This window comes from Bradyrhizobium stylosanthis (genome assembly GCF_001641335.1).
GTDB lineage: Bacteria > Pseudomonadota > Alphaproteobacteria > Rhizobiales > Xanthobacteraceae > Bradyrhizobium > Bradyrhizobium stylosanthis.
This window is the reverse complement of record NZ_LVEM01000001.1, coordinates 1,267,225-1,280,066: the sequence shown is the minus strand read 5'-3', so window position 1 is coordinate 1,280,066 and position 12,842 is coordinate 1,267,225. Positions and strand designations below refer to the sequence as shown.

Sequence of the window (12,842 nt, the reverse complement as noted above, 5' to 3'; positions counted from 1 at the left end):
CCACGAAGCGACGCGACCGGTATCCCTTCTGCCTATTCCACGGTCACCGATTTCGCGAGATTGCGCGGCTGGTCGACGTCGGTGCCCATGATGACAGCCGTATGATAGGCGAGCAGCTGGACCGGGACGGCGTAGACCATCGGCGTGAACGCCGCCGCCATGTCGGGCATGACGATGGTGACGAGGGAATCCACCGTCGCCTCCTCCGCGCCCTTCGCGTCGGTCATCAGGATGATCTTGCCGCCGCGGGCGGCGACCTCCTGCATGTTGGAGACGGTCTTCTCGAACACACGGTCGTAGGGCGCGATGACCACGACCGGCATGGTCTCGTCGATCAGGGCGATCGGGCCGTGCTTGAGCTCGCCGGCGGCATAGCCCTCGGCGTGGATGTAGGAGATCTCCTTCAGCTTCAGCGCGCCTTCGAGCGCGAGCGGGAAGCTGGTGCCGCGGCCGAGATAGAGCACGTCGCGCGACTTCGCGATCTCGCGCGAGAGCTTCTCGATCTGCAGCTCGGTGGTGAGCGCGTCCGACATCAGGCGCGGGACCTCGACGAGGCCGTGGACCAGCTTGGTCTCGTCCTCGTCGGATAATTCGCCCCTGGCCTTGCCGGCGGCGATCGCAAGGTTGGCGAGCACCATGAGCTGGCACGTAAAGGCCTTGGTCGAGGCGACGCCGATCTCGGGACCGGCCAGCGTCTGCAGCACGGTCTCGCTCTCGCGCGCGATGGTCGAGGTCGGCACGTTGACCACGGCGATCGTGTGCACGCCCTCGGCCTTGGCGTAGCGCAGCGCAGCCAGCGTGTCGGCGGTCTCGCCCGACTGCGAGATGAAGATGGCGAGATCGCCCTTGCGCAGCGGCGCCTCGCGGTAGCGGAATTCGGAGGCGACATCGACCTCGACCGGCACGCGCGCAAAGCGCTCGAACCAGTATTTGGCGACGAAGCCGGCATAGCTCGCAGTGCCGCAGGCGGTGATGTTGATGCGGCGGATCTCGTTGAAATCGAACGGCAGCTTGACCGGCAGCGACACGCGCTCGCTCGCCATGTCGACGTAGCGCGCCAGGGTGTGGCCGACCACTTCCGGCTGCTCGTGGATCTCCTTGGCCATGAAGTGGCGATAGTTGGCCTTGTCGACCAGCGAGGTCGAGGCGGCGTGCCTGATCTTCTCGCGCTGGACGGCGTTTCCGTCCTTGTCGAAGATCGTGGCGCTCTTGCGGGTCAGGACGACCCAGTCGCCGTCCTCGAGATAGCTGATCGTGTCGGTGAACGGGCCGAGCGCGATGGCGTCGGAGCCGAGAAACATCTCGCCGTCGCCATAGCCGATCGCGAGCGGCGGGCCGTTGCGGGCGCCGATCATGAGGTCGTCGTCGCCGGCGAAGATGAAGCCGAGCGCGAAGGCGCCGCGCAGGCGTCCCAGCGCGAGCTTCACCGCCTCGACCGGCTTGTTGCCGCGCGTCAGCAAATCGTCGACGAGATGCAGCACGATCTCGGTGTCGGTCTCGGTGTGGAACACCGCGCCCTTCTTCTCGAGCTCCTCGCGCAGCTCGCGGAAATTCTCGATGATGCCGTTGTGGACCACGGCGACGCGCTCGGTCGCGTGCGGATGGGCGTTGTTGACGGTCGGCTTGCCGTGGGTGGCCCAGCGGGTGTGACCGATGCCGGTCGTGCCCTTGAGCGGCTCGGCCTCCAGACGCTTCTCCAGGTTCTTCAGCTTGCCCTCGGCGCGGCGGCGCTCGAGATGCTTGCCTTCGAGCGTGGCAACGCCCGCGGAGTCATAGCCGCGATATTCAAGACGCTTGAGCGAATCCACCAATTGCTCTGCAACCGGTTCGCGCCCGAGAATGCCGACAATCCCGCACATGCGGATCAATATCCCCCAAATCGTCGAAAAATCGCCAAAACGACACGTTCAGTTTTTAGCGAAATTCCCAAGGAACCAGATACTCAATAATTATTGCCGATTGAGACAGCATCCGACCGTACCAGGCCCTGCCTGCGTCGTTGTGGCCGGCCTTTAACCCCGCACGTTAACTTGTTGTCAACAAGTTTGACCAACGATTCCGGTCAGGAGAACAAGGCCATGAAAGGCTCATCCGACCGCAAAGGTCTGTCATCATTGTATCTGCGTGCCAGCGAGACTTCGGGCACGCACCTCGCCCATTGGCCGCCGCCCCAGCGCGGCAAGGAAAGCAAGCCGGTGTTCGTCAAGCACGTGCAGGGCGAGCCGGCCAAGCGCGCCAAACCGCGCGGCTGGCGCCTGACCCGCGCAATCTTCTCGGAATTCGCCGACGACGAATAGCGGGGTCCCTCAACTCGGCGCCACGACGGCCCAAATGAGGATGGCAACGAGCGCCCAGCAGGCCATTCCTGCGAACAGCGAAGCGATGTCGTGAGGACGGCGCAGGCCGAACAGCCTCAGCACGCCCCGTCCCGTCGCCGTGATGAAGGTCTCGACGAGAACATCGATGAGACTGCGGATGAACTCGACCATGAGCGCGCAGGCCTGGCACGCGGCCGCTCACTTCTCCGGCTTCTTGCCGCCCGTCTTCATCTCGCGATAGCGCTTGGCGCCGCCTTCCCGGATGGTCTGCTGGTTGCGCTCCAGCGCCATGGCATCATCAGGCACGTCCTTCGTGATCACCGAGCCCGAGCCGATATAGGCGCCGTTGCCGATCTTCACGGGCGCGACCAGCGAGGAGTTGGTGCCGACGAAGGCGCCCTGCCCGATGATGGTCTTGTGCTTCTTGAAGCCGTCGTAGTTGCAGGTGATGGTGCCGGCGCCGATGTTGGAATTGGCGCCGACGGTGGCATCGCCGATGTAGGAGAGATGGTTGACCTTGACGCCGGCCTCCAGCGTCGCCGCCTTGGTCTCCACGAAATTGCCGATGCGCGCGCCGTCGCCGAGCGAGGTGCCGGGCCGAAGCCGCGCATAGGGGCCGATCGAAACCTTCTTGCCGAGCGTGGTCTCGACGATGTGCGAGAACGAATGGATCACCGCGCCGTCGGCGATCGACACGCCGGGGCCGATCACAACGAACGGCTCGATGGTGACGTCCTTGCCGAACACGGTGTCGGCGGACAGATAAACCGTCTCCGGCGCGATCAGCGTGACGCCGGCCTCCATCGCCGCTTTGCGCAGGCGCGCCTGCATCACGGCTTCGGCCTCGGCGAGCTGCGCCTTGGTGTTGATGCCGCGCACTTCGTCCTCGCTGGTCTCGATCACCACGGACTCCCATCCCTGCTTGCGGACGATCTCGACCGCATCCGTCAGATAATATTCGCCCTTGGAATTGGCATTGCCGATCTTCTCGAGGATCTCGAGCGCGCGGCGTCCGTCGATCGCCATCACGCCGGCATTGCACAGATCGATCTTGCGCTCGGCTTCGCTGGCGTCGGCCTGCTCGCGGATCGCGACCAGGCGGTCGCCCTCGACGATGAAGCGTCCGTAGCCGGTCGGATCGGCGGCGCGAAAGCCGAGCGCGGCGATGGCAGCGCCCTTGGCGAGCGGCGCGCGCAGCCGCGCAAAGGTCTCGGCCGAGATCAGCGGCGTGTCGCCGAACGCGACCAGCAGATCGTCGGCGCCGCGCGCGATGGCTTCGCGTGCAGCGAGCACCGCATGTGCCGTACCGAGGCGCTCGCTCTGCACGAAGGTGAGCGCGTCGGGGCGGATGCGCTTCGCCTCCTCCGCGACGGCCCCGTGATCGGGGCCGATCACGACGGCCAGCGCGGTGCCGGTTCCCTTCGGTGCGGCGGCGAGCACATGGGCCAGCAGCGTCTGGTGCGCGACGGGATGCAGCACTTTCGGCAGGCTCGATCGCATGCGCGTGCCTTCACCGGCGGCGAGCACGATCGTGAGGCTGGAACGGGCGGTCATCGAAATCCTGTCAGATACGGCCGAATCAATTGGCGCGGCAGGCGGTGCGCCGCCCTCGTGAGCTGCCGCCTTGCTACCCCCGCAAACGCCCGGAATTCAAGTGCGACGGGGTTTTCCTGTTAATGTTCCTTGATTGATTCGGGGAAGCCGGACAGGGGCTGGGCATTTAACGTTCATGGCAAAGGATTCCGACCTACTGGCGGATGCCTTCGGCGCCAAGGAGACCGGCGGGCTGTTCTCCGGGCTTTGGGCCGAGGAAAGCACGTTCGACCGCCGCATGATGTGGCGCCTGGGCACGTGGGGCGTGACCGCCGTCGGCGCCGTCGTCATCGCGGTGATGGCCAACCAGGCCCAGCTCGGCTGGCGCCGCGATCAGGTCGCCGCCGCCGATCTGACGCGCCAGGCCGACCGGCTGCAGCAACTGACCCGGGAAAGCCAGAACGAGGCGCGGCGCCTCGCCGCCGCCATCGAGACGCTGAACACCGATCGCGATCGGCTCTATTCGCGCGTCACCGTGCTGGAGCAGGGCCTGGATTCCGTCACCGGCGCCATCGCCAAACAGGCCGCGAAGCCGCAGGACGCTCCTGAGGCGCAAGCCGCATCCGCAGCCCCCAGCGTCGGCCCGGTCGCCTCGGTGCCCGCGCCCTCCGCCGACAAGCCGCGCGCGAGCGCCAGGGAGCAGGCGAAGGAGCCCGCCAAGGACGCAGTCAGGGATACCGCGAAGGAGCCGGCAAATCCGCCGCCGCAAAGCGCGGCCGCCGCATCGCTGGTATCGCAGGCGCCGGCAACCACCTCGGCGCTGCCGATACTTCCGCTGGTGCCGTCCAAGTCGATCATGGCGCCGCCTGATCCCGCCGCATCCAGGCTGGTTCAACCCGACGCGACCGAGAAGGCCGCCGAGAAGAAGCCTGAAGCAGCGCCCGCCCCGACCGAGGTCGCGGCCGTTGCAGCCAAGCCGCCGGAGGCCACCGAGAGCGAAGCGCCGGCCATTGCGGTCCAGCAGACGCGCTTTGCGATCGACCTTGGCGGCGCCAACTCGGTCGACGGCCTGCGTGCGCTCTGGCGCGGCGTGACAAAATCCAATCCGGAAGTCGCAGCGCTGCGGCCGATCATCATGATCAAGGAAGGCACCAACGGCCTCGGCATGCAGCTGCGCCTGGGGGCCGGCCCGCTGATCAATGCCGCGGCCGCCGCAAAGCTCTGCGCCGGGCTCTCCGAGAACAACCGCCACTGCGACACCACCGTGTTCGACGGCCAGCGGCTGTCGATGCGCGGCGGTTCGGAGAAGAGCCAGGAGAAGAGCCAAGACAAGGGACAAGACAAGGGACAAGAGAAGTCGCAGGACAACGGACAGGAGAAGTCCCAGGACCGGGTGCAGGACAAGAGCGCCGACAAGAACGAGGCGGCGCCGCAAGCCGAGACCGCACCCGCGCCCGCGCCGAATGCAAAGCCCGACAAGCGCCGCCGCAGCTACTCCTCAAAGCGCTCCTCGAGGCGCGAAGAGCCCGCACCTGCCCCCGCGGCCCCGCAGCCGGCCGCACAGGCAAAGCCAGAGACGGCATCGGCGGGATCGACGCTGACGTCGTTCTTCAGGCGGTAGGGAAAGGTTCGCGCCGGCCGGATCATTCGCTTGCGGCATCAGCATCGCTGATGGCGCCGAATACACTCTGAGCAACACCTACTCGTACAGCATACCCGCCCGCATCAAGGCAGCCGCGTGTCGCCACGGGTTGGGGTCCGCTGGGTCGTGCGAGTCGTGCGCCCAAGCCGCCATCGCTTCGAGGAAGTCAGCGAGATCGACGTTTTCCCAGCCCTTTGCGCCCGTTTGCAATTCGTTGCGCATTGCCGCTACGAACGCGAGAAAGCTCTTCCTGTCTTGAACCTGCTCGACATCCATTTCAGCACCCCCCGCTGCGACAAGGATAGCACGCAGTTCACGGTCCTGACTTGATCACCGGCCGAACGGCGCGCGCTTGATAGACAGAAAAGTGCCTCGCCCCTGTTGCCCCTGTCCGTCATCCCGACCATATTGCGGCCATGACAAAAAAGCCCTTCCGCCTTACGCCCTACCAGGTGCAGTTCCTGATCGTCGTCGGTTTTGCCAGCGTCGGCTATGCGCTCTATCTGCGCTATCTCGGCATCGAGCTCTCGACCGTCGGCCTTGCCTGCGACGCCGGCCTGCAGACGCTGATCTGCAAGGCGCGCTCGGTGTCGACCGTGCTGTTCAAGAATTCGGTGTTCGGCATCGTCGCGCTGGTGGTGGCGACGCTCAACCTGATGCGGCCGTCGATCGTGCTCCTGACCGTCGGCATCATCGCCGCCGGCCTCGGCATCGTGCTCTACAACGTCGTGCTGTCGGGCCTTGCGATCGGCCTGTTCATTCTTGGATTTGCTCGGCCCGCGCCCGCCACAGCGTGAGCGCGAACAACAGATACATCGCGCAGGTCCACAGCGACTGCCAGTTGTCGCGCCCCTCGTTGAACAGCACGTAGATCGCCGACAGCGTCAGCACGCCCGCGAACACCGCTTCCGCGATCGGACGCTGGCCGACCTGCGGGCGGTTCAGCATCAACAGCGCGAACGGCACCACCGCCATCGTCAGCGAGGCGTAGGGGAAATCGTGGTAGCGCGGGTCGAACACGAAGGCGAGCGCGGTCTGTGCCGCGATGACAGCGGTCAGCGCCAGCGTCAGGCCGAGCACGGCGGTGAGCTTCGACCATTTTCGGCCCTCGCGCGGGCCTAGCAGATCCAGGAACGTCGGCAGGCTGCGGCCGATCACCATCGCCTGCGCGCAGAAGATCGGCGCCAGGATGCCGGCGAGCAGCAGCGCACCCCAGTGCAGCCAGCCGCCGATGCCGTAGCTCTCGTAGTACATCTTGTCGATGCCGATCCCGAGCAGGCTGCCCGCCGTGGTCGCCGAGATGGCGACACCGAGCCAGGCCGAGAAGCGCGGCGTCCAGGGCCGCCGCCGCAGCGTGATCAGCGCCACCGCGAACACCAGCACGCACAGGCCCATGCCCGCGCCCATGTACCATTTCCAGGACGGGAAATTGCTGATCGGCTGGCCCGGCGGATATTTCAGCTCGCGGCGCACGGAATCGAACAGGCCCCAATAGCCGCCGACGGTGCCTTCCAGCTTGCGCTTCCAGGGCTGGTCGTAGGACTCGATCAGGTTGACGCGAAACTTGTTCGCCTTCGCAAGGCCGAGGATTTCCGAGACGACGCGCGCCTGGTTGGTGCGCGACGGCAGCGCGCCCTCGCGCATGCGCCCCTCGCTCGGCCAGCCGGTCTCGCCGATCAGGATCTCCTTGCCCGGAAAGGCCACCGCCATGCGCTCGCGGATGGCCTCGACATGGGCGGCGGCGAATTTCGCCTTGACCGGGAAGTCCTCCCAATAGGGCAGGATGTGGATGGTGACGAAGTCGACGGCGTCATAGACCTCGCGGTTCTTCAGCCAGAATTCCCAGACATCGGCGTAGGTGACGGGCACGCTGACCTGCGCCTTCACCGAGCGGATGATGGAGACGAGATCGGCGGTCGTCATCTCGCCGCGCAGCAGCACCTCGTTGCCGACGATGATGCTGGTGACGATGCCGGGGAAATCCTTGGACAGGCGGACGGCGAGCGCGGCCTGCTCGAAATTCTTGGTGCGGTTGCTGGAGAGCCAGATGCCCTGCAGCACCTTCATCCCGCCGACCTTGGCGGCGATCGCCGGAACCTGGTCGAGCCCATTCTCCATGGAATAGGTGCGGACGCAGTCGGTGATCTCCTTGAGCTGACGCAAATCCTGCTCGATCTGATCGGCTTCAATATGGGTCCACGCGTTCAGCGGCGACTGATCGCCCCGGAACGGCGCATAGGAGACGCACTGAACCTTGTCGGCAGGATCGATCGGCGCGCGCGCGAGCGTGATTGGCGTGGCAAGCCACCACCACACGGCAGCAATCGCACCCAGTGAGACGAGCAGAAGCGCCAGTGGCGTACGAAGAGAAATAGTTCCGTCCTCCGCGAAGGGCCGTCGATTACCTGCTCGCACGCCATCTGCCAAGAGGTGATGCCGGATGGATCGATCGCTCCCCCAAGGAATTTACCTGCGGCCGTTCGACAGAGGCCTAGGATCGTGACTTTGCTGGACAAAATTCGAAATACCGGTCATGGGACTTGGCGGGAATTTTCCGCCGCATTGGAGACCCATTTGGACGCCATCACCGGCGCGTCCGCGGGGATCCTGACGCGGGCGGTCAGTGGAGAAGTTGGGGAATTCATGCGGCAACGGGTGCGTCAGTCACGAAATGCGGTCCTGCGGCAGTTCGCCGCCACCTTGGCCGTTTCCGCCCTTCTCGGTCTGGCCGGCCTGACCGGCGCTTCCGCCCAGAGCGGCTCCCCGGCTCCCGACCAGGGCAAGGCCGCCGCCCAGCCCGCCGACGCCGCCGCCAAGGACGCCGCCCAGAACCAGCGCCGCACCGACGAGTTCGCCGAAGCCGCCCAGGTCATCAACGGCCCGGCCGGCAACCCCGAATGCGTCTGGCTCGGCCGGCGCGTGGTGCGGCTGATGTGGCGGGATGACCTCGATACCGCGTTCCGCCATCTCGACCTCTACGACCGCTTCGGCTGCCCCGGCGGCCACATCCAGGCCGCGTTCCGCTGCCTGACCCGCTTCGGCGGCCAGATCGATCCCAAGGTCGCCGAGACCCTGGACAGCCGCGTGCACGCCTGCTGGATCAACCCGGCCTCCCAGCCGCAGCAGGCCGCCGCCGCCGCCTCCCAGCCGGCAGCGCCCGCCGCCAACGCTGCGCAGCCGCAGCCGGCCGCCAGCCCCTCGCCTGCGACAAGTCCGACACCGGCGCCCCAGAAATAGCCGCGATCGTTTCAGCTGCCGTTCAGGAACGATCGGCCATAGAGGCGGTTGGCACTGCCACGCGAGCTCGAAAAGCCCATGCCCTCATAAGGACATGAGCCCATGACAGTTGTGAAACCGCGCGGCAGCGATATGCTCCCTTTGCCGCGGACTTGGTCGGATCTCGGGGTCGGGTCCGCTTCCCTGCCACCTCAGCCCCTTTTGGTTTAGCCGCGATGCGCGTTGTCGCCGCCGTTCTGTTGCTTGTGTCTGTGCTTCACGCCGGGCTCTGGGGAGTCCTGCGCGACAGGGAACCCGCGCCCGATTTCAGGGGCCTGCTGCCCAGCGTGTCCTACGCGCCGTTCGAAGGCTCGGCCCACCCCGACATCGACAACATCCCGAGCGTGGAGAAAATCCGCGCCGACCTGAAGACGCTGTCGACGATGACGCGCGCGATCCGCCTGTATTCGTCCACGGGCGGCGTGGAACTGGTGCCGCCGATCGCGGCCGAGTTCGGCCTCAAGGTCACCGTCGGCGCCTGGATCGACAAGGACAAGGATCGCAACGAGCGCGAGATCAAGGCGGCGATCGAACTCGCCCGCAAGAACAGCAACGTCGTCGGCGTCGTGGTCGGCAACGAGGTGATCTACCGCGGCGAGCAGAAGGTCGAAGACCTCATCGACATGATCAAGAAGGTCAAGGGCTCGGTCCGCGTGCCCGTCACGACCGGCGAGATCTGGAACATCTGGCGCGACAATCCGGACCTTGCCTCCAACGTCGATTTCATCGCCGCGCACGTGCTGCCCTACTGGGAGAACTTCCGTTCCGACCAGGCGGTCGACCAGGCTGTCGACCGCTACAACCTGTTGCGCAATTTGTTCCCCGGCAAGCGCATCGTGATCGCCGAGTTCGGCTGGCCGAGCCAGGGCTACAATCTGCGCAACGCCGACCCCGGTCCGTTCCAGCAGGCGCTGACCTTGCGCAACTTCGTCAGCCGCGCCGAAGCCATCGGCATGGAATACAACATCGTCGAGGCCATCGATCAGCCCTGGAAATTCTTCGAAGGCGGCGTCGGTCCGTACTGGGGCATCCTCAACGCCAGCCGCGAGCCGAAATTCGCCTGGACCGGCCCGGTAGAGAATCCCGACTACTGGAAGCTGATGGGCATCGCGCTCCTGGTCGGCATCCTGCTCTCGCTGCCGATCCTGCGGCTGGAGAAGCCGACCGCGAAGCAGGCCTTCCTGCTGTCGGCCACCGCCAACGGCGTCGGCGCCTGGACGGCCATCGTGTTCGCGTTCTGGAACAGCCACTATTTCATCTTCGGCTCGGCCTTCGCGCTGACGCTCGGCATGATCCTGCTTGTCCCGCTGGTGCTGATCGCGATGGCGCGCATCGACGAGATCGCGGCGGTCGCCTTCGGCCGTCCGCCGCAGCGGCTGCTCGCCAAGGGCAAGCCGGTCGAGAACGTGCCGGAGAATTACTATCCGAAGGTCTCGATCCACATCCCCGCTTATTACGAGCCGGTGGACATGCTCAAGCAGACGCTCGATGCGCTGTCGCGGCTCAACTATCCGAACTACGAATGCGTGGTCATCATCAACAACACGCCGGATCCCGCCTTCTGGCAGCCGATCCAGGACCATTGCCGCGCGCTCGGTGAACGCTTCAAGTTCATCAACGCCGAGAAGGTGCAGGGCTTCAAGGCCGGCGCGCTGCGCATCGCGATGGACCGCACCGCCGTCGATGCCGAGATCATCGGCATTCTCGATGCCGACTATGTCGTCGAGCCCGACTGGCTGAAGGATCTCGTGCCGGCTTTTGCCGACCCGCGCGTCGGCCTCGTGCAGGCGCCGCAGGAGCATCGCGACGGCGACCTGTCGATCATGCACTACATCATGAACGGCGAATATGCCGGCTTCTTCGACATCGGCATGGTCCAGCGCAACGAGCTCAACGCCGTCATCGTGCACGGCACGATGTGCCTGATCCGCCGCGCCGCGATGGACATGGCCGGCGGCTGGTCAAGCGACACGATCTGCGAGGACTCAGATCTCGGCCTTGCGATCCAGGAGCTCGGCTGGGTCACGCACTACACCAACACCCGCTACGGCGCGGGCCTGCTGCCGGACACCTACGAGGCCTTCAAGAAGCAGCGTCACCGCTGGGCCTATGGCGGCCTGCAGATCGTCAAGAAGCACTGGCGCCGCTTCCTGCCGGGCGCGAGCCGGCTGACCGCGGACCAGAAGCGCGAATACGGCCTCGGCTGGCTGAACTGGCTGGGCGCCGAAAGCCTCGGCGTGGTCGTGGCGCTGCTCAACCTCGTCTGGGTGCCGATCGTCGCCTTTGCCGACATCGCCATTCCCGACAAGATCCTGACGCTGCCGATCATCGGCGCCTTCATCGTCTCGCTGGTGCACTTCCTGTCGATGTACCGCGCCCGCGTCGCGATCAAGCCGGGCCAGATGTTAGGCGCCATGATCGCCGCGATGAGCGTGCAGTGGACGGTGTCGCGCGCGGTGGCGCAGGGCCTGATCACCGAGCACATCGCCTTCGCCCGCACCTCCAAGGGCGGCCTCTCGCGCATGTCGATCGAGTTCCAGGCGTTCTGGGAGGCCGTGATCGGCACCCTGCTCCTGGTCGGCGCCGGCGTGCTGGTGGCGTCCAACAGCTTCCGCCAGATCACCGAGATCTACATCTTCGCCGGCGTGCTGGTGCTGCAGAGCCTGCCGTTCCTGGCGGCGGTCGCGATCGCCATCCTTGAGCTCAGCCGCATCAACTCGTTCCAGTTCTGGCGCGACAGCGCGATCCGCACCGCCGAGCTGATCGGCCTGCGCCCGGTCGCCCTCCCGACCCCGGCGGGAACGCCGCAAGCCGTGCCGAACGAGGTCCGGCGCGAGGCGAACTGAGGGACGAAGCTCGCCTGCGGCCATCCTTCGAGACGCCCGCCTTCGGCGGGCCCTCAGGATGAGGTCAGGGGGCGCGGCAAGACCTTAGACCCTCATGGTGAGGAGCCCGCCAAAGCGGGCGTCCGGACGATGCTCCGCATCGCCGGGCGAACCATGCAGGCCGAACCGTTCCGGCCGCCCCCAGCAGTTCGGCGTGGACAGCCACCCGCCAATCAGGTTGAAACTTCCGGCTTAACCAACGGAAGCAGCGAGAAAATCCCCGTCCCTGCCGACAGTTTCGGCAACCACCCGCACTATTGACCTGCGCAGCCACTCCCCCTACACAGCGCGGGCCGAAAGCATGATCCGGAAACAGCCGGTTTTCCCCGCGACGCAACCTTACGCGCTGCGGCAAGACATGCTTCTCGAATGTCCGAAGACGATGGCAATCTCTTTCGAAGCCATCCGCGGCCATGGGAGCGCGTAGCTCAGCCGGTAGAGCACGTGACTTTTAATCACGGGGTCCTGGGTTCGAGCCCCAGCGCGCTCACCAAAGCCTGCTTGCGAGCTTTGGACCATATGGGCCAGCGTTCGCACCACAAGAACGATTTTGACTCCATGGTGGAGAATTGCGTTAGGGCCCACCGGTAAGGACGCAACGCAAGCATGCAAACCGCCGATTGGGCTCTGATCATTAGCCTGTTCTCACTGGTCATCTCGGCCGCGAGCTTCATCTGGAACGTCTGGTCGAAGTTCATTTATCCGAAGCCGGTGATCCGGGTCTCATTCAAGATGGTGCAGATCATCGCCAACGATCTCGACTGGGTTCCTGAGGTGTTAGAGCTGAGCGCCACCAATATGGGACCGGGCGATATCACGCTAAGCAAAGCACTAGTGAAGTTCACCGGTTACTTCGGCCAGACGACAAGTTATGGACTCTTGTCCACCCTCGAAGCGTTCCCGCGCTACTTGGACCACAGGCGCGGCGGATTGGGAGTTGGCTTTCCGGCAAAGATTGCAGTCGGCGAAACCTACAGTGCTTATCTCGTTCCGGCCCACGAGTTGCTGGCGAAGGGAAATTACCAACGCGTCGGATTTTCTGACTCGTTCGGTCGAAACCATTGGGCCCCACGGAAGGATATTCTTGAGGCGCTGACGTACATCCGGGACGCTTGCGACAAGTCGAACATCGATTGGCGGGGGCGGCGGCACTGATCTCATCCTAGTCCGCCGAATGCTGCACGTCCC

The 12,842-nt window shown here is 65.3% G+C and carries 11 protein-coding genes and 1 tRNA gene; 7 read left to right on the top strand and 5 right to left on the bottom strand.

What is annotated here, in order from left to right; genetic code table 11:
• Nucleotides 1–32 precede the first annotated feature (32 nt).
• Nucleotides 33–1,859 (bottom strand): glutamine--fructose-6-phosphate transaminase (isomerizing), encoded by a 1,827-nt coding sequence (glmS, locus tag A7X65_RS06340; protein ID WP_063683421.1) that lies wholly within the window; start codon nucleotides 1,857–1,859, stop codon nucleotides 33–35.
• Between the two features lie 219 nt (nucleotides 1,860–2,078).
• On the opposite strand from glmS, the gene A7X65_RS06335 reads away from it, so the two are divergent.
• Nucleotides 2,079–2,297, top strand: a complete 219-nt coding sequence (locus tag A7X65_RS06335) for a hypothetical protein (protein ID WP_063684828.1) — start codon at nucleotides 2,079–2,081, stop codon at nucleotides 2,295–2,297.
• Between the two features lie 9 nt (nucleotides 2,298–2,306).
• Here the strand turns inward: A7X65_RS06335 and A7X65_RS06330 are convergent, their stop codons facing one another.
• Together A7X65_RS06330 and glmU are read right to left on the bottom strand one after the other, a co-directional pair.
• Entirely contained in the window at nucleotides 2,307–2,489 is a 183-nt protein-coding gene (locus A7X65_RS06330) for a hypothetical protein (protein ID WP_063683420.1), read from the bottom strand.
• 27 nt (nucleotides 2,490–2,516) lie between these two features.
• Complete coding sequence (gene glmU / locus A7X65_RS06325; protein WP_063683419.1) at nucleotides 2,517–3,872, bottom strand: bifunctional UDP-N-acetylglucosamine diphosphorylase/glucosamine-1-phosphate N-acetyltransferase GlmU; 1,356 nt, start codon at nucleotides 3,870–3,872, stop codon at nucleotides 2,517–2,519.
• A gap of 175 nt (nucleotides 3,873–4,047) precedes the next feature.
• Here glmU and A7X65_RS06320 point away from each other — a divergent pair, with 175 nt between their 5' ends.
• Nucleotides 4,048–5,472, top strand: a complete 1,425-nt coding sequence (locus A7X65_RS06320) for a hypothetical protein (RefSeq protein WP_063683418.1) — start codon at nucleotides 4,048–4,050, stop codon at nucleotides 5,470–5,472.
• Between the two features lie 78 nt (nucleotides 5,473–5,550).
• Here the strand turns inward: A7X65_RS06320 and A7X65_RS06315 are convergent, their stop codons facing one another.
• Entirely contained in the window at nucleotides 5,551–5,769 is a 219-nt protein-coding gene (locus A7X65_RS06315) for a DUF7660 family protein (protein WP_063683417.1), read from the bottom strand.
• Between the two features lie 140 nt (nucleotides 5,770–5,909).
• Between A7X65_RS06315 and A7X65_RS06310 the strand changes: the two genes are divergently transcribed.
• Nucleotides 5,910–6,290 carry a hypothetical protein gene (locus A7X65_RS06310; protein WP_063683416.1) on the top strand — a complete coding sequence of 127 codons (381 nt, stop codon included), beginning with the start codon at nucleotides 5,910–5,912 and terminating at the stop codon, nucleotides 6,288–6,290.
• On the opposite strand, the gene A7X65_RS06305 is transcribed toward A7X65_RS06310, so the two are convergent.
• Nucleotides 6,250–7,809, bottom strand: a complete 1,560-nt coding sequence (locus A7X65_RS06305) for a glycoside hydrolase family 17 protein (protein WP_063683415.1) — start codon at nucleotides 7,807–7,809, stop codon at nucleotides 6,250–6,252. The genes A7X65_RS06310 and A7X65_RS06305 overlap by 41 nt on opposite strands.
• A 327-nt stretch (nucleotides 7,810–8,136) precedes the next feature.
• Between A7X65_RS06305 and A7X65_RS06300 the strand changes: the two genes are divergently transcribed.
• From A7X65_RS06300 to A7X65_RS06285, 4 genes are all read left to right on the top strand, one after another.
• Nucleotides 8,137–8,730 (top strand): hypothetical protein, encoded by a 594-nt coding sequence (locus A7X65_RS06300; protein WP_063683414.1) that lies wholly within the window; start codon nucleotides 8,137–8,139, stop codon nucleotides 8,728–8,730.
• A gap of 215 nt (nucleotides 8,731–8,945) precedes the next feature.
• A complete protein-coding gene (locus A7X65_RS06295; RefSeq protein WP_063683413.1) occupies nucleotides 8,946–11,615 on the top strand; it encodes a glycosyltransferase in 2,670 nt (889 codons plus the stop codon).
• Nucleotides 11,616–12,071: 456 nt separating this feature from the next.
• Nucleotides 12,072–12,147, top strand: a tRNA-Lys gene (locus tag A7X65_RS06290).
• A gap of 113 nt (nucleotides 12,148–12,260) precedes the next feature.
• The gene (locus tag A7X65_RS06285) at nucleotides 12,261–12,809 is read left to right on the top strand and encodes a hypothetical protein (protein WP_063683412.1); all 549 of its coding nucleotides are present in this window, start codon (nucleotides 12,261–12,263) and stop codon (nucleotides 12,807–12,809) included.
• Nucleotides 12,810–12,842 lie beyond the last annotated feature (33 nt).

Bases quoted from the DNA above. Each gene is read 5' to 3' on its own strand.
- A7X65_RS06300 (WP_063683414.1), top strand. From the start codon at position 8,137: ATGCGGCAACGGGTGCGTCAGTCACGAAATGCGGTCCTGCGGCAGTTC.
- A7X65_RS06335 (WP_063684828.1), top strand. From the start codon at position 2,079: ATGAAAGGCTCATCCGACCGCAAAGGTCTGTCATCATTGTATCTGCGT.
- glmS (WP_063683421.1), bottom strand. From the start codon at position 1,859: ATGTGCGGGATTGTCGGCATTCTCGGGCGCGAACCGGTTGCAGAGCAA.
- A7X65_RS06310 (WP_063683416.1), top strand. From the start codon at position 5,910: ATGACAAAAAAGCCCTTCCGCCTTACGCCCTACCAGGTGCAGTTCCTG.
- A7X65_RS06320 (WP_063683418.1), top strand. From the start codon at position 4,048: ATGGCAAAGGATTCCGACCTACTGGCGGATGCCTTCGGCGCCAAGGAG.
- glmU (WP_063683419.1), bottom strand. From the start codon at position 3,872: ATGACCGCCCGTTCCAGCCTCACGATCGTGCTCGCCGCCGGTGAAGGC.
- A7X65_RS06315 (WP_063683417.1), bottom strand. From the start codon at position 5,769: ATGGATGTCGAGCAGGTTCAAGACAGGAAGAGCTTTCTCGCGTTCGTA.
- A7X65_RS06295 (WP_063683413.1), top strand. From the start codon at position 8,946: ATGCGCGTTGTCGCCGCCGTTCTGTTGCTTGTGTCTGTGCTTCACGCC.
- A7X65_RS06285 (WP_063683412.1), top strand. From the start codon at position 12,261: ATGCAAACCGCCGATTGGGCTCTGATCATTAGCCTGTTCTCACTGGTC.
- A7X65_RS06330 (WP_063683420.1), bottom strand. From the start codon at position 2,489: ATGGTCGAGTTCATCCGCAGTCTCATCGATGTTCTCGTCGAGACCTTC.